Origin of the sequence: Qipengyuania gelatinilytica (genome assembly GCF_019711315.1) — a bacterium.
GTDB lineage: Bacteria > Pseudomonadota > Alphaproteobacteria > Sphingomonadales > Sphingomonadaceae > Qipengyuania > Qipengyuania gelatinilytica.
This window is the reverse complement of record NZ_CP081294.1, coordinates 517392-533616: the sequence shown is the minus strand read 5'-3', so window position 1 is coordinate 533616 and position 16225 is coordinate 517392. Positions and strand designations below refer to the sequence as shown.

The 16225-nt window shown below is 62.2% G+C and carries 17 protein-coding genes; 11 read left to right on the top strand and 6 right to left on the bottom strand.

What is annotated here, in order from left to right; genetic code table 11:
- Window positions 1–18: 18 nt before the first annotated feature.
- The 11 genes from gdhA (at window position 19) to K3136_RS02515 (ending at window position 9740) form a co-directional block, all read left to right on the top strand.
- Window positions 19–1371 (top strand): NADP-specific glutamate dehydrogenase, encoded by a 1353-nt coding sequence (gene gdhA, locus K3136_RS02565; protein WP_247711408.1) that lies wholly within the window; start codon window positions 19–21, stop codon window positions 1369–1371.
- A 287-nt stretch (window positions 1372–1658) separates the two neighbouring features.
- Window positions 1659–2027, top strand: a complete 369-nt coding sequence (gene rpsM, locus K3136_RS02560; RefSeq protein WP_006831903.1) for a 30S ribosomal protein S13 — start codon at window positions 1659–1661, stop codon at window positions 2025–2027.
- Between the two features lie 56 nt (window positions 2028–2083).
- Window positions 2084–2473: a 30S ribosomal protein S11 gene (gene rpsK / locus K3136_RS02555; protein WP_006831904.1), complete on the top strand. Its 390-nt coding sequence runs from the start codon at window positions 2084–2086 to the stop codon at window positions 2471–2473.
- A gap of 107 nt (window positions 2474–2580) precedes the next feature.
- Window positions 2581–3636 carry a DNA-directed RNA polymerase subunit alpha gene (locus tag K3136_RS02550; RefSeq protein WP_221431367.1) on the top strand — a complete coding sequence of 352 codons (1056 nt, stop codon included), beginning with the start codon at window positions 2581–2583 and terminating at the stop codon, window positions 3634–3636.
- 101 nt (window positions 3637–3737) lie between these two features.
- Complete coding sequence (rplQ, locus tag K3136_RS02545; protein WP_221431366.1) at window positions 3738–4157, top strand: 50S ribosomal protein L17; 420 nt, start codon at window positions 3738–3740, stop codon at window positions 4155–4157.
- A 102-nt stretch (window positions 4158–4259) separates the two neighbouring features.
- Entirely contained in the window at window positions 4260–4826 is a 567-nt protein-coding gene (locus K3136_RS02540; RefSeq protein WP_221431365.1) for a GbsR/MarR family transcriptional regulator, read from the top strand.
- A gap of 35 nt (window positions 4827–4861) precedes the next feature.
- Complete coding sequence (locus K3136_RS02535; RefSeq protein WP_221431364.1) at window positions 4862–5518, top strand: DUF4166 domain-containing protein; 657 nt, start codon at window positions 4862–4864, stop codon at window positions 5516–5518.
- A complete protein-coding gene (locus K3136_RS02530) occupies window positions 5511–6662 on the top strand; it encodes a saccharopine dehydrogenase NADP-binding domain-containing protein (RefSeq protein WP_221431363.1) in 1152 nt (383 codons plus the stop codon). The genes K3136_RS02535 and K3136_RS02530 overlap by 8 nt, the downstream gene beginning before the upstream one ends.
- Window positions 6659–8041 carry a serine hydrolase domain-containing protein gene (locus K3136_RS02525; RefSeq protein ID WP_221431362.1) on the top strand — a complete coding sequence of 461 codons (1383 nt, stop codon included), beginning with the start codon at window positions 6659–6661 and terminating at the stop codon, window positions 8039–8041. Before K3136_RS02530 ends, K3136_RS02525 begins: the two co-directional genes overlap by 4 nt.
- 130 nt (window positions 8042–8171) lie before the next feature.
- A complete protein-coding gene (locus K3136_RS02520; protein WP_221431361.1) occupies window positions 8172–8759 on the top strand; it encodes a hypothetical protein in 588 nt (195 codons plus the stop codon).
- A gap of 168 nt (window positions 8760–8927) precedes the next feature.
- The gene (locus K3136_RS02515) at window positions 8928–9740 is read left to right on the top strand and encodes a hypothetical protein (RefSeq protein ID WP_221431360.1); all 813 of its coding nucleotides are present in this window, start codon (window positions 8928–8930) and stop codon (window positions 9738–9740) included.
- Here the strand turns inward: K3136_RS02515 and K3136_RS02510 are convergent.
- The 6 genes from K3136_RS02510 to lpdA form a co-directional block, all read right to left on the bottom strand.
- Window positions 9737–10378, bottom strand: coding sequence for a trimeric intracellular cation channel family protein (locus K3136_RS02510; protein ID WP_221431359.1), 642 nt, complete (start codon window positions 10376–10378; stop codon window positions 9737–9739). The genes K3136_RS02515 and K3136_RS02510 overlap by 4 nt on opposite strands.
- Window positions 10375–11079: a PepSY domain-containing protein gene (locus K3136_RS02505; protein ID WP_221431358.1), complete on the bottom strand. Its 705-nt coding sequence runs from the start codon at window positions 11077–11079 to the stop codon at window positions 10375–10377. The genes K3136_RS02510 and K3136_RS02505 overlap by 4 nt, the downstream gene beginning before the upstream one ends.
- A gap of 44 nt (window positions 11080–11123) precedes the next feature.
- On the bottom strand, window positions 11124–12452 hold the full coding sequence (locus tag K3136_RS02500) for an amidase family protein (RefSeq protein WP_221431357.1): 1329 nt from the start codon (window positions 12450–12452) through the stop codon (window positions 11124–11126).
- 67 nt (window positions 12453–12519) lie between these two features.
- Window positions 12520–13890, bottom strand: a complete 1371-nt coding sequence (locus K3136_RS02495) for a serine hydrolase (protein ID WP_221431356.1) — start codon at window positions 13888–13890, stop codon at window positions 12520–12522.
- A gap of 53 nt (window positions 13891–13943) precedes the next feature.
- The gene (locus K3136_RS02490; RefSeq protein ID WP_221431355.1) at window positions 13944–14789 is read right to left on the bottom strand and encodes a hypothetical protein; all 846 of its coding nucleotides are present in this window, start codon (window positions 14787–14789) and stop codon (window positions 13944–13946) included.
- A gap of 22 nt (window positions 14790–14811) precedes the next feature.
- Window positions 14812–16224 carry a dihydrolipoyl dehydrogenase gene (gene lpdA / locus K3136_RS02485; protein ID WP_221431354.1) on the bottom strand — a complete coding sequence of 471 codons (1413 nt, stop codon included), beginning with the start codon at window positions 16222–16224 and terminating at the stop codon, window positions 14812–14814.
- Between the last annotated feature and the right edge of the window lies 1 nt (window position 16225).

Here is a 16225-nt window from a genome sequence, read left to right as displayed (position 1 = left end):
TCTCGCCCGGAGAAGCAATTGCCCGACAAGATCCCCGACCTCGAAACTTTCATCGAAGGCGTTCGCAAGCGTAATCCCGGCCAGGACGAGTTCGTCCAGGCGGTCGAGGATGTTGCGCAGGACATCATCCCCTTCATCGCCGATCATCCCGAGTATCACGAGGCAGAGATACTCCGCCGAATTGCCGAGCCCGACCGGATCGTGTCCTTCCGTGTGTGCTGGGAGGACGACGATGGCAACGTTCGCGTCGAGCGCGGGTGGCGGGTGCAGAACAACAATGCGGTCGGCCCCTACAAGGGCGGCCTGCGCTTCTCGGAAAACGTCAATGAAAGCGTCCTGAAATTCCTCGCCTTCGAGCAGACTTTCAAGAACTCGCTCACCGGCCTGCCGATGGGCGGCGGGAAGGGCGGTTCTAATTTCAATCCCAAAGGCAAGTCAGACCGCGAGGTGATGCGCTTCTGCCAGAGCTTCATGTCTGAACTGTTCCGCCACATCGGTCCGGACCGTGACGTGCCTGCCGGTGATATCGGCGTGGGCACGCGCGAGATCGGGTACCTCTTCGGGCAGTACAAGAAGCTAACCGGTCGCTGGGAAGGCGTGCTAACTGGCAAGGCCAGCGAATATGGCGGGTCCAAGCTGCGCACCGAGGCCACCGGCTATGGTGTCGTCTACTTCCTGCGCGAGATGCTGAAGGACCGCGAAGAAGGGCTGGAGGGCAAGAGTGCCGTCATATCCGGATCGGGCAACGTCGCCCTGCATGCGGCGGAAAAGCTGATGAGCGAGGGTGCGAAGGTTCTCACGCTGTCCGACAGCGACGGCTTTATCCATGATCCCGACGGGATCGACGAGGAGAAGCTTGACTGGGTGAAGACTCTCAAGATCGAGAAGCGCGGACGCATCTCGAATTATACCGACAAGTTCGACGGTGCCGAATTTCACGAAGGCAAGGCGCCCTGGGATGTCGATTGCGACATCGCCTTGCCCTGCGCGACGCAGAACGAATTGGACGAAGGCGGTGCCAAGGCGCTGCTCGGCAATGACGTGATGGCCGTGGTGGAGGGTGCCAATATGCCGAGCACTGCCGAAGCATCCGCGCGCTTTCGCAAGTCGGGCATATTGTTTGGCCCGGCCAAAGCCGCCAACGCCGGCGGAGTGGCGGTATCGGGCCTGGAGATGAGCCAGAATTCCGAGCGGGTGAGCTGGGACCACGAGACGCTCGACAACATGCTCACAGGGCTGATGCAGGACATTCATGACAAGTGTGTGGAAAGCGGAACCGATGATGATGGCAATGTCGATTACGTTCGCGGTGCCAATATCGCGGGATTCCGGAAGGTTGCCGATGCGATGCTGGCCTTCGGCGTGGTTTGAGGCTGATTTTGACCTATCGGGCAGCCGCGTGTAGGGCTTGTGGTTGAAACCTAGCGGAGACCGCCCATATCGGCGGCCTCGGTGCTTGCGCGCGCTGGCTGTTGACGCGAGAAGCGAATCCTACTAAGCGCGCCTTTCATTCGACACTTGCGGTTAGTCCGGCAGGCGACAGCCTTTGTGCACGCCATCCGGGCTTTTTGCGCTACCAGCGTCCGCCGATGTCAATGAAAACAAAGCGTTGAGATGGGGTCCCGCTTCAAGAGACCCTGTGGAGCATGGAGAATTAAGTGGCTCGTATTGCCGGGGTAAACATCCCCACAAACAAGCGCGTTATCATCGCGCTCACCTACATTCACGGTATCGGCCGTACCAAGGCTGTCGAAATCGCCGACAAGCTCGGCATCGATCACGCCACGCGCGTCCAGGACCTCACCGACGAGGAACTGCTTCGCGTTCGTGAAACCATCGATGAAGAGCATACGGTAGAAGGTGACCTTCGTCGCGAAACCGCGATGAACATCAAGCGCCTCATGGACCTGCGTTCCTATCGCGGCCTTCGCCATCGTGCCGGTCTGCCCGTTCGCGGCCAGCGCACCCACACCAATGCCCGCACCCGCAAGGGTAAGGCCAAGCCGATCGCCGGCAAGAAGAAGTAAGCTTCGGCTCGTCCGATAAGCTTTTCCCTTCTTGATAGAATAGAGGAATACACACCATGGCACGCGAACCAGGCCGCGTAAGGCGCCGCGACAAGAAGAACATCTCTTCGGGCGTCGCGCACATCAACGCCAGCTTCAACAACACGATGATCACCATCACCGACGCGCAGGGCAATGCTATCAGCTGGTCCAGCGCCGGCATGATGGGCTTCAAGGGTAGCCGCAAGTCGACTCCCTATGCCGCACAGGTTGCCGCCGACGACGCAGGCCGCAAGGCTGCCGAACACGGCGTCCGCACCCTCGAGGTCGAAGTGAAGGGCCCGGGTTCGGGCCGTGAGAGTGCACTGCGCGGTCTCGCCGCAGTGGGCTTCACGATCACCTCGATCCGCGACGTGACGCCGATCCCGCACAACGGGGTCCGTCCTTCCAAGCGTCGCCGCGTCTGATCCGTACCTGCCTGGTGGCTCGGATACGCTGAGCCACCGACACATTCACGGACCGGGCGCTCGATAGAGAGCTCCGGTCCTGCCCGCATCCACACCAGGGGAAATCCATGTCCGTCAACATCAAGAACTGGCAGGAACTCAAGAAACCCAACACCCTCGACATCAAGGACGGTGGCGACAAGGACCGCAAGGCAACCTTCGTTGCAGAACCGCTCGAGCGCGGCTTCGGCCTCACGCTCGGCAACGCGCTGCGTCGCGTCCTCCTGTCCTCGCTGCAGGGTGCAGCCATCACCTCGATCAAGATCGAGAACGTGCTGCATGAATTCTCTTCGCTCGCAGGTGTGCGCGAAGACGTCACCGACATCGTCCTGAACGTGAAGCAGATCGCGCTCAAGATGGAAGGCGAAGGCCTGAAGCGCCTCCAGCTCTCGGCCACCGGCCCGGGCGAAGTGAAGGCTGGCGACATCGCCGTTTCGGGCGACATCGAGGTCATGAACAAGGATCTCGTGATCTGTCACCTCGACGAAGGCGCCACGCTCAACATGGAGCTGACCGCCGACACCGGTAAGGGCTACCGCCCGGCAGTGATGAACCGTCCGGCCGACGCGCCGATCGGCCTCATCCCCGTCGACAGCCTGTACTCGCCGGTTCGCCAGGTGAGCTACAAGGTCGAGAACGCCCGCGTTGGCCAGGAACTGGACTACGACAAGCTCTCGCTGACCATCGAAACCGACGGCACCGTCACCCCGGAAGACGCCGTGGCCTATGCCGCGCGCATCCTCCAGGACCAGCTGACGCTGTTCGTCCACTTCGAAGACGGCATCCCGCAGCCCAGCTCGGCCATGATCGGCCAGGCTGCAGAGCCGCAGGAAAGCGACACCAACCAGCTCAACCGTTACCTCCTCAAGAAGGTCGACGAGCTGGAACTGTCGGTCCGTTCGGCAAACTGCCTCAAGAACGACAACATCATCTACATCGGCGACCTGGTCCAGAAGACCGAGGCCGAGATGCTCCGTACGCCGAATTTCGGCCGCAAGTCGCTCAACGAGATCAAGGAAGTGCTCTCGTCGATGGGCCTGCGCCTCGGTATGGACATCCCTGGCTGGCCGCCGGAGAACATCGAAGAAATGGCCAAGAAGCTCGAACAGGAACTTCTCGGCTAATCAGGGCCCTCGGGCTCTCAAGGGCAATGGCGGCGGGCCCTAACCGCCGCCAGCACTGGGCTACCTAGAACGGGCCCTTTTCGAACTAAGGAAAAGATACAATGCGTCATAAAATTGCAGGCCGTAAGCTTCAGCGTAAGACTGGCCACCGCAAGGCCCTGTTCCGCAACATGAGCGCCGCGCTCATCAAGCACGAACAGATCCTCACCACGCAGGCGAAGGCCAAGGAACTGCGTCCCTACATCGAAAAGCTGATCACGCTGGCAAAGCGTGGCGGTCTTTCGAACCGTCGTCTTGCGATGAGCAAGCTTCAGGACGAAACGCAGCTCAAGAAGCTCTTCGAAGTTCTGGCAGAGCGTTATTCGGACCGTGACGGCGGTTACACCCGCGTCATCAAGGCCGGCTACCGCGGCAGCGACGCTGCGGCCATGGCCGTGATCGAATTCGTCGACCGTGACGTCGACGCCAAGGGCCAGGACAGCGGCCCCGTCATGAGCGACGAGGAAATGGAAGACGCGTAAGCCGCGGCTCCATACCGAGACAATGAAAGGCCGGGGGAGAAATCCTCCGGCCTTTTTCTTTATGCGCTTGACTCTCTGCTCGCTTGGGCAGATATTTCTGTCATGACAGAAAAAAGTGACAGGATCGAATTGTCGCCTTCCATCGCACGCTTCGTGCTGCATTGGGGCGATCTCGGCAGCCAGTGGGGCGTGAACCGCTCTGTGGCGCAGATCCACGCGCTGCTGTTTATCTCCGACGAGCCGCTCAATGCCGAACAGGTCGCTGCCACGCTTGGCCTTGCACGGTCGAACGTGTCTAATTCGATCCGCGAACTGCTTTCGTGGAAGCTGATCGAGCGTGTGCCCGTGCTGGGCGAGCGGCGCGATCATTTCACGGCCGAAGCCGACATCTGGGAAATGGCGACGCGCATCGCCAAGGGGCGCAAGGAACGCGAGATCGATCCGGCAGAAGCCGCTCTCAAGCTCTGCAACGAAGAAGCGGCGAACGATCCCAAGATCAGCCCGCAGGCCCGCCAGAAGCTCGCCGACATGCTCGAATTCGTCTCCACGATGTCGCGCTGGCACGACGAGATGCTGAATGTGCCCAAGGGCGCTCTCATGACGCTGATCGGACTGGGATCGGGCATCGTGAAGGTGATCGGATGGAGGCCTGGCAAGGGCAGGAAATAGCGACCCCATCGAAGGGGCAACAAAGGGGAAGTGCGATGCAGGCGCAGCTGCAGGAAGTCGGAAAGGTCGAGCCACTCAGGGGCGCCGAGGCTTACGATACGCGCTTCCGGGCCCTTGTTGGCGAAGATGCATGGCGCGACCTGCCTCTTGCGGTCCAGAAGCGCTTCTCCAAGCGTCTCGCCGAAGCCAAGGTCGCCATTTATCCCGGCATCATCGATGAAGTCCGCTTCAGCCGCGCTGGCTGGTTGCTGGCCCAGCTTTGCCGCGTGATCGGCGCGCCATTGCCTCTCCATCCCGACAAGGGCGTGCCCGCCACGGTCTCGGTCAGCGAAGACGGAGCAAGCGGCGGGCAGTGCTGGACGAGGATATACGGTCGCAAACGCGGCTTCCCGCAGGTGATCCACAGCGCGAAGCGTTTCGCCGGCAGGTCGGGCCTCGAGGAATACCTCGGCCGCGGGATCGGCATGGCGCTGAAAGTCGTCGCGATCGAAGCCGGTCTCGAATTCCGCAGCGATCACTACTTCCTCGATATTGGTCCCGTACGCCTGCGCCTGCCCCACTGGATCGGGCCGGGCCGGACGGTGGTGCGTCACCGCGACCTTGGCGAGGGCAGCTTCGAGTTCTCGTTGCAGCTGGTCCACCCGCTGCTTGGCGAGATGGTCTACCAGTCGGGAGTATTCCGCGATGGCTGAACCGCTCAAGGTCCTGCTGGTCGGCGCAAGCGGCGTCTTCGGTTCGCGCCTGGCCGAACTCGCGGCGTGCGAGGAGGGCATCCACCTTACGCTTGCGGCGCGAAACCTAGGGAAGCTCGAAGCGCTTGCCGCGCGGTTGCCTTCCAGGGTGGGACTCGCCCGGATAGACCGCGACACGGTGAAATCGGTCGACCTCGTGGGCTACGACCTGGTGATCGACGCGGCCGGTCCATTCCAGTCGTCGCACAGCAGGCTGATCGATGCTGCGATCGGCGCGCGTGTTCACTATATCGACCTTGCCGACGGGCGCGATTTCGTAGCGCAATTCCCGCGCTTCGATGCACAGGCGCGAGAGGCCGGTGTTTCGCTCGTGACCGGGGCGAGCTCGATCCCCGCGCTCAGCCATGCCGTGATCGACGAATTGACGGCCGACTGGCGCGCCATCGACAATCTTCGCATTGGCATCTATCCTGGCAACCGCGCACCGCGCGGTCGGTCTGTGGTCGAGGCCATCCTCTCCTATGTCGGCAAGCCCGTCCGCGTTTTCCGCGAAGGCGAATGGCAGCATGTGCCGGGCTGGGGCGGGCTTCATCGCGAAGAGATCCCGCGCATCGGCAAGCGCTGGGCCTCGGTCTGCGACACGCCCGAGCAGGATTTGCTTGTGAAGCGATACAGCCCGCGCCAGTCGGCCGAATTCTTTGCGGGTCTGGAATTTGGCTTGCTGCACGTCGGCCTATGGCTCTGCTCGCTTCCGGTACGCTGGGGCTGGCTCAAGAGCCTTCGCCCCTTTGCCCACCCGATGCTCAAACTGGCCGAGCTGGTTCGGCTCGTCGGCTCCGATCGCGGCGCCATGACGGTCCGGGCAAGCGGAGAAGGGGCCACGGGCGAGGAAATCGAGCGTATGTGGACGCTGCGCGCGGATGCCAATCGCGGGCCTTATGTTCCCGTGCTCGCCGCACTCGCCATGATCCGCCGGCATCGCAACGGCAGCGGGCCGGAGGCTGGAGCGCTCGTCTGCTCGGGTCTGCTCGGGCTTTCCGACTTCCTGCCCGACATGGAGGCGCTTGGCATGGAACACTGGACGGATGGCGACACGCAGGACTTTGACTTGGAGGCCAAGCCGCTGCAATCCTCCGCTGCATGATCAGGACCGCCCTCGCAGCCGCCACGCTGCTCGCCGCTACGCCCGCGCTCGCTCAGTCGACGACGCAGGACGAGATAGATGCCCGCTACGACCGCGCACTGGCGGCGGGGTACAAGGCGCTGTTCCTGTGCAGCGCCATCGCGAATGCGGAGCGAAACGGAGCTACTCGCACTCCCGAGAGCATCGAGCGGTGGGAGCTGGTCGGAATTCAGTCTCCACTGGATAAGATAGTCGCTGAGCTGGACTTCGAAATCCATCGCAGAATGGGCTGGATGCAGCGCGTGGAGGTTGTGTGGGCCGATGACGCATCTGCGAGAGTTGCAGTAACAGATGGCCGGAACGGCTGTCATCTACAGCCTATCGGCACAATACCTGCTGATGACGAGACGGTTGCTCTGGTCAAAGGCGGCACAGGGCCGGGCAAACTGATATCACTACCTTGGGGTGCTGAGCGATCGAGTCGCCATTTCTACCGTGTATTGCGGGGGACGGCTGACCGCGCATTTGCGGGCGATTACGGCGAAGGGACGCGTACCACTGCCGTTCTCGTCAAACGACGTGGTCAAGTCTTCGAACGTTATGCCGATGATTTCGGTCCGTTGACGCCCCAGCGCACATGGTCGGTGGCCAAAAGCATAGCGGCTACCCTGGTCGGTGCAGCCCAGCTGCGCGGCGAGACTGATGTCCAGCGCCGCACGGGAATCACTGGCTGGGCGGACGATGCGCGCCGAGCTGTTACAATCGATCAGTTGTTACGCATGTCATCAGGTCGATATTCGGACACGCCAGGAAACCGAACCGATCCTCTGTATTTCGGAGGCTCCACCGTCGAAGAAACCGCGCTTCACTGGTCGCTCGTTAGCGAGCCGGGGACGATCTATCGTTACGCAAACAACGATACGCTGGCTGCAATCAAGGCCATCGAGGAGACGTTCGAGACCAATCCGCCTAGCGCGTTCCTTGCAAAGATCGGCATGAATGACACAGTGGCCGAGACTGACTGGCAGGGAGACTACATTCTGTCGTCACAAGTCTGGGCGACAGCTCGCGACCTCGCAAGGCTAGGTCAACTTTACCTCGATGACGGTGTCCTTCCAGACGGGACGCGTATCCTGCCCGAAGGCTGGGTCGAATACGTCTCGACCCCCAGCGGCCCTCAGCCAGATGGTCCTTTCGGCTACGGAGCAGGCTTCTGGTTGCTCAACAAGTCCGAGGGCATTCCGCCCGACACAATCGCCGCCATGGGGAATCGTGGACAATTCATAATAATCGTCCCGAGTCTGAACGTCGTGATCGTCAGAAGGGGCGAAGATCCTGCAGGTTCGCGCTTCGATATTGCGTCCTTCACGCGCGATGTGCTTGAATCTATTACGAATTAAGTATTCAGGAAAATCGACACTTATCTGAACATCGCCTGCAATCGCGATTCAGCGTCACCTCAGAGCGACTCGCCTAGAACCTCAATCAACCGAGGCAATCCCGCCACGGTCGAAATGAGGAGAGCCTCACATGAACATCAAGACAAAGGCTTTTGCGAAAGGTGGGATCGCAACCGCTGCCGTCGGCGCAATGGCGCTGGCAGGAGCTACACCCGCATATGCAGGTGACCGCGACGATGACGGCATTTCCGTTGGCGACGTGATCGCCGGTGCCGTGATCATCGGTGGTATCGCCGCGATCGCCAACTCGGCGAGCAAGGACCGCGATTACTACCGCGACGGCCGCTATTACCGTGACGGTCGCTACTATCGCGATGGCCGCGAATATCGTCGCGGCGCCTATCGCCATCGTGGCAGCCCGCGCGACGCAGTCGAACGCTGCATCCGCAAGGCCGAGCGCGTCGCTTATAACAATGGCTATCGCTTTGCCCGCGTGACCGACATCCGCGATGTCGATGACAATCGCTATGGCTGGCGTGTGAAGGGTCGCATCGTCGTAGACGGCTATCGTGGCCACCGCGGATACGACCGTTACGATCGCTATGATCGTCGTGGACGCGATTACCGTCGCGGCGGAGATGAAGGCAAGTTTACCTGCCACATCCAGCGTGGTCGCTATGCCGAAGTAGACTTCAAGGGTATCCGCGGTCTTCGCTGATAAACCGAACGCCGACATTACCAGTCGTCATGGGCGGCCCGGACCACATCTCCGGGCCGCCTTTTTCGTGCGTGGTTCAGGATGAGGTCAGCAGCGCGCGCGCATGAGATCGGCATTGTGAAACCAATCGCGCCAGGTGGGGGTGCGAGCTTGAACAGGGACCGGCCCATGCCGAACTTCAGAACTCTCGCCGCTGCGCCTGCAATTCTCGCGGTTTTCTCCATGACGGCTGCGCCGGCAGTGGCTGCCGAACTCCCCCACATGCAGCCCGTCTCCGCAGGCTGGGCCGATCTTGATCCCGCCTATGATGCGACCAAGGCCCAGACGGTCGAGCACCGCCGCTACCACCGCTATCGCTATCGCCGCGGACCCGACGCGGGCGATGTCATTGCAGGGGTGCTGATCATCGGCGCCATTGCGGCAGCTGCCGACCGCGCCAGCAAGCGCGAACGCGACAGGGATTATCGGGACAGGGACTACCGTGACAGGGACTATCGCGACCGCGAGTACCGCGATGATTCGCGTTTGCGCGATGGGCTCGGGATCGACCGCGCGGTGAATATGTGCATCGCGCGGGTCGAGCGCGATACGCGGGTCGAAACCGTGGACCGTGTCGATCGCACCGCACGCGGATGGCAGGTCGCCGGCACGATTTTCAACGGCGACGGCTTCACCTGCATGATCGACGAAGACGGCCGTATCAGCGATGTCGACTACGGACAGCGCGGCGCCGGTTACAAACGCGATGACGATGATCGCTATGACGATGAAGCCTTTGACGACGATTATGCCGTCGCTCCGGAGAACGATCGCCAGTGGGAAGACGACCGCTATGCCGCGGAACGTGAGCGCCTTGAGCGCGGTGCGACCGCCGATGCTGGCGATGCGCGTGCAGCCTATCCCGGCGGCCCGATCGAGGGAGACGATGCGGACGAAGTCGATGGCGATCTGGAAGCCGGGGACGGCTACACCACCATCTAGCTCTCGTCCGGCTTGGCGCGCCGCTCGTCATAGGAGGGCAGGGCGAGGTTCCAGTGGATCGCGGCGAAACGCAGGCTGAAACCGGCCAGCGTCGCTGCGATCCAGACCCACCAAAGTTCTATCCCGAGCAGCGAGCCGAACACGTTCAGGCTGGCCGCAAGGGCAGCTGCGGTCACGTAAAGTTCGGGGCGCATCAGGATCGATGGACGGCCTGCCAGCACGTCGCGGATGATGCCGCCTGCCGTGCCGGTTATCACGCCCATCAGGATCGCCGGGACGACCGGCACGCCGTATTCCAGCGCCTTGGCCGAACCGAGCACGGCGTAGGCGGCAAGGCCGAGGCCGTCGGCAATCGAGAGGAACTTCCCCTCCCACCAGCGCGTCGGAGTGAACCAGGCGAACAGTGCGATGCCGAGGCATACGACAGCCACCCAGGGGTCGGTGATCCAGAAGACAGGCGCACCGATTAACAGGTCGCGGATCGACCCTCCGCCCACACCGGTAATCAGCGCGAAGAAGACCAGCGTGACGAGCGTCTGCTTCTCCTTCGCTGCGACCAGCGCACCGGTGAGCGCAAAAATGGCGACACCGGCGAGGTCCAGCCAGTCGAGGACCGGGGTGAGGATTTCCTCGTTCAAGCGGGCACCTGCACCCGCGCCTTGCGGCGGCGGAACATGAGGATGCAGCCCAGCAGCGAGCCGATGACGCCGAGACCTGCAAACAGGATCAGGATCGGGTGGCTGGTATCTTCGCGCGTTTCGAGGTCCATGATGTGCAGGCCCCAGACGAAGTCGAAGGTCCGCCACCACTCTGTGCGCACGGCCTCGATCCGACCGGTTTCGGTACCGACGTAGACGTGAGTCCCGTCTTCCAGCGCAACCTGCCAGACGGGCAGGGGGCGGCGGAAATCGAACGGCACATTGTCAGCTTCGAACCGGGTGGCGCTGACCACCTTCTCGCCGCCGTGGATCCCTTCTTCCACGATCATGCGCGCTTCGATTTCGGAGAGCGGCGACATCTTTTTGCCGTTGGCGCGAAAGCGTTCGCTCGTCCCGTCCATATAGGTGATGCGCGTGACGGTTTCGCCGCGCTCGACCTGCGTCGCTACCGAGCGCACCGGTGCAGTGCTTTCGGAGGGGAGCGACACCGCGATATTGGTATCGGCAGGCAGCGCCTGTTCGGTCACTTCCTTGCGCAAGTGGTTGCCGCGAACTTCCTCGATCGGCTTGATGACCATGATGAGGCCAGTGACGGTCCACATCAGGACGGGCACACCTACCAGCCAGCCAAGCCAGATATGCCACTTGGCGAATTTCTGCATCATGCGCATGCGCGCCATTGGTAAAACTCCCGTCGATCCGCCCGATCCATGGGCAAGAGCGATCAGGAGTGCAAGACCTCGCCGATTTGCTCCGCAGCTGCGATGCAGGCGAGGTCCGACCAGCGCGGTCCCATGACCTGGACGCCGCACGGAAGGCCGGCTGTCTCGCCGATGGGCAGCACGGTTGCGGGGAGGTTGGGGAAGGTCGCGAGACCGGCCCAGCACAGACCCGCAGCGCCCGGCACCTCTGCCCCGTTTATATCGATCATCCCGTCGAAAATGCGCTTGTCGCTATGCGGCACGGCAAGCACCGGCGCGGGCGGGGCGAGGACGAAGTCGTAGGTCTCCAGCAGATGCGCCCAGGCCATTTCATTGCGCGCCTGTATGTCGAGCATGTTGAACCAGTCGGTTGCGCTGGCACGTTTGCCATCCTTGGCAGGGGCCCCGCGAGCCATGGCGATGTTGAGCATCCGCATGTAATCGCCATGCTGCTTTTCGAGGTCGGGCAGCAGATCGCTCGACCGGTCGACCGTCACGCCAGCGCGTTCAATCTCCGCGGCCATCGCTTCCATCGGTCCGCGCACGGCATCGTCGGTCGGGCAGGAGGGATGATCGACCAGCATGAGCACCCGGCATCCGCGCAATTCGACCGGCTGTTCTTCCAGCGGAAGCGAGGCGGTGATCCTGAGAAGTGCGGCAAGATCGGCGGAATTGCGGGCGAGGGGGCCGGCAATCGAGAGCGCGCCGTCATGGGCACCGCGCCCTGCCATCAGCGGGTGATCGTGGCCTTCCTTGCTGATCAGGCCCCAGCTCGACTTGTGGCCCCAGACACCGCAGAAATGGGCCGGAACACGGACGGAGCCGCCGATGTCCGTACCGAATTCGCATGGCACCATGCCTGCCGCAACCGCCGCCGCAGAGCCGCCCGAGGAGCCGCCGGGCGAGCGTTCGTGATCGTGCGGATTGTGTGTGCGGCCGTAAACGGGGTTGTTCGACTGCCAGTCGGCAAGGTCGGGCGGGACATTGGTCTTGCCAAGGAAGACCACGCCTGCCTGCTTGAGCTTGCGGACCACCATGGCATCGCTCTTCGCGATATTGTCGGCATAGGCTTCGTGGCCCCAACAGGTCGGCAAGCCTTCGATGTCGAAGCTTTCCTTGATCGTCATCGGAACGCCGAACAGCGGGCGGTCGTCTGGCGAAGTGCCAAGCGCTTTTGCCGCGTCGCGCGCCCGTTCGAAATCGCACACGACCACGGCATCGACCAGCGCGTCGAGATGTTCGATGCGGGCGATCGCGGCATCGGTCGCCTCGAGCGGTGTCATCTCGCCGCGCGCGATGGCAGCCGCGGTTTCAAGCGCGCCGGGCTGGTCGGTCAGTTTCGGATAGGCCAAGCAGGTTCCCCCCTCTCTCTCTGGCGCGTTCTACGCCAAGGGCGGGAGAGGGGCAATCTGTGCCGGGCTACTCCTTGATGCCGGTCGACTTGTTGCCGTTCTGGTGAAGCGTGACCGATACGATCTCGCCATCATCGTCGCGGTTGAAGGTAAGCTTGGCGTCGACGACCTTCAGGAAGAACTCGTCCTTGCCCTGTGCGAATACCGGAAAAGCATCCTGACCGGTGGCCTGCGTCATGAACTGGTCGCCATCGGCCCAGAATTTCAACGCGAAGGTGGGTGCGATACGATAGGTTCCTTCGTATTCGGCGAGGTCGGACGCCACCACAGCAATTTCCTCGCGCTCACTCGCCAGCTCTACCTCGCCGCCGCGCGCCAGCGTCATCAGTGACAAGCCGAGAGTTCGCGCATTGCCGCCGTTGAGGTTGGCGAGGACGACGACGGTGATGTCGCTTTCGGGATCGTAACCAAGCCAGCTGTTAAAGCCCTCGATGCCGCCGCCGTGCCAGTAGGTGGTCTTGCCGTCGAGTTCCTCAACGAGGATGCCGGATGCATATTTCGCATCGCCGAAGGCCGCCAGATCGGCCGGTTTCGTGTATTCCGCGAGCGCCGCATCATTCAGGATCTTCCCGCCGAACAGGCCGCGCTGCCACTTCAGCAAGTCGCCAGTGGTCGAGTATAGCGCTCCAGCCCCCTGCGGGATCGCCATGTTGACATAGTCGGCGTTGACGATGCCATTTTCCGAGGGGGAGTAGCCCGAGGCCCGATGGTCCAGGATTTGCGACGAGACGTCGATGCCTGTGTCATCCATGCCGAGGACGTCGAAGATTTCGGTCTGCACGAATTCGGCATAGGACTTGCCGCTCACTTCCTCGACGATCGCGGTCAGCATGAGGTAATTCGAGTTCGAATATGCCCACTTTTCGCCGGGGGCGAATGCGAGCGGCAGGTCCGAGAAGCGACCGATCAGTTCCTCGCGGGTGGTGGGCAGGTATTTCCAGGTTCCGAATTCGTCGAGCGAAGTGACGTTGGGAATGCCCGAAGTGTGGTTCAGAAGGTCGCGCACGGTGATCGCGTCCCACGCTGCGGGGGCTGTGGGCCAATAGGTCTTCACCGGCTCGTCGATGTCGAGCTCACCGCGCTGCTGGAGCAACAGGGTTGCTGCGGCGGTGAATTGCTTGGTGACCGAGCCGAGCCGGAATTTCGTATCCGTCGTATTGGCAATGTCCCATTCGAGGTTGGCCGAACCGTAGCTACGGTCGAGGAGGATCTCGTCACCCTTCGCGACCAGCACCGATCCCATGTAGGTGCCTGCCTCGGTATCCGCCGATACGACCTCGTGCATTCTCTCGCTATCCTGAGCGAGGGCAGGGGTGCCGGCTCCGGCCAGCAGGGCGAGGGGGCTGAGGATATGGGTGGCGAGCTTCGAGCGGATCATGTCTCTCTCCGTAGTAGTGATGTGCTTCACTAATACAGTATGCATCGAGATGATCAAGCCGTTGCGGTTTCATCCTTTTCGGGTTCGGCGGCCTCGTTCTGGTGCCCGGTAGCGAGGCCCAGCGCGAGGCCGAAGCCGAGGATGGGGGCGGCCCCGAAGCCAATGAGGACGCTCGGATAATTCGACATGAGCGACAGGATCGTGAAACCGAACAGGCACCCCGCCAATGTGAATCGTATTGCCTTCGACGCAGGGATTGCGCGCAGGATGAGGAAGAAGCTCACCACCAGAGAAAGGAACAGGCCGAGAGCCGCGAAAGGTGACAGGCCGGCGGCGGTGACGAGAACGCGCTCCACGAATTCCTGCGGCGGCGGATTGCCGCGGACCGCCATGACGATTGCGGCGAAGAACGTGAAAATGCAGGTCGTCCCGATGCGCCAGTCGCGCGGGACGTCGTGCAGTCCGATTGCCGCAAACAGCAGCGCAAAGCCGAGCGCTGCATCCGGCTGGAGCAGGCCTGCGAATGCCGCGGCAAGCAGGATCGGCGGTGTATATTCGCGCTCGCGCACTGCGAGAACGAGGATGGAGGGGAGCAGGAGTCCCGAGGTGTGTAGGTTGAACGGACCAACCGGCAACCACCGTGCGACACCGTCATGCCAGGGGCCCGTCAGGAGCGGGAGGAACAGCCCTGCAAGCATGACGACGGTGAGAGCGCGCCGTGCCTTCTCGGTTGAAGGTGCTGAGATGAGCAGGGCCATGCCGAGCCCGGCAACAAGCACGCCCGCATTGATAGCGAGATAGTGCCGAGGGGCGCCCGCGAGATGCAGGAAAACAAGGCCCGCGAGGACAGGAATCGAAAGGGCGAGCAGGGCAGGTAGCCGTGTCCGCAACCTGCCCATCGCTCGCCCTCCCGCTTTACGATCAGATGTGGATCGGCTTGCCCTGTACCGCCATGGCGGCTTCCTTGACCGCTTCCGAGTGCGTCGGGTGAGCGTGGCAGGTGTAGGCGATATCTTCGGATGTAGCGCCGAATTCCATGGCCTGTGCTGCCTGCGCGATCATCGTGCCGGCGACGCTGGCGATGCACCAGACGCCGAGCACGCGGTCGCTTTCGGCTTCGGCGATGACCTTCACGAAGCCGTCGGGTTCGTGATTGGTCTTTGCGCGGCTGTTCGCCATCATCGGGAACTTGCCGACTTTGATCTTCGACTTGTCGCCGCCCATCTTTTCGATGGCTTCTTCCTGCGTCAGGCCGACACCGGCAAACTCGGGCCAGGTGTAGACCACGCCCGGAATGATGTCGTGGTTCACGATGCCGGTCTGTCCCGCGATATTCTCGGCGCAGGCGATGCCTTCGTCTTCGGCCTTGTGCGCCAGCATCGGGCCGGGGACACAGTCGCCGATCGCCCAGACGCCGTCGACGGCGGTGCGGAAGTCGTGATCGATCTCGATCTGGCCGCGCTGGTTGGTTTCGAGACCGATGTTCTCGAGGCCGAGGCCCTGGGTATTCGGCTTGCGGCCGATCGAGACGAGCACGCAATCGGCTTCCAGCGTCTCTTCGTCGCCGCCGGCAGCGGGTTCGAGCGTCAGCGTGGCCTTCTTGCCCTTGACCGTCACACCGGTGACCTTGGTCTTGAGCTTGAGTTCCATGCCCTGCTTCTTGAAGATCTTGGCCGCTTCCTTGCGGACATCATCATCCATGCCGGGCAGCAGCTTGTCGAGATATTCGACCACGATCACTTCGGCGCCGAGGCGGTTCCAGACCGAGCCGAGTTCCAGCCCGATCACGCCGCCACCGATGACGACCATTTTCTTCGGCACCTTGGGCAGCTCGAGAGCGCCGGTGGAATCGACCACTACGTGATTGTCGTTATCGACCTCGACACCGGGCAGCGGAGTGACCGAAGAACCGGTAGCGATGATCACGTTCTTGGCGGTGACCGTCTCGTCACCGACCTTGACCGTGTGCGCATCCTGGAAGGTGGCGCGGCCTTTCTTCCAGTCGACCTTGTTCTTCTTGAACAGGAATTCGATCCCGCCGGTCAGGCTCTTTACCGCATCGCGGCGCTGGGCGTGCATCTTGTCGAGATTGAGCTTGGGAGCGACCTCGATGCCCATGTCGGCCATCGCGCCGTTCGCGGCAGCGTCGTAGAACTCGGATGCGTGCAGCATCGCCTTGGAGGGAATGCAGCCCACGTTGAGGCAGGTCCCGCCCAGCGTCTCGCGGCTTTCGGCACAAGCGGTCTTCAGACCCAGCTGCGCAGCGCGGATTGCAGCGACATAGCCACCCGGGCCAGCGCCGATGACGAGGACGTCGTAGTCGTATTCAGCCATG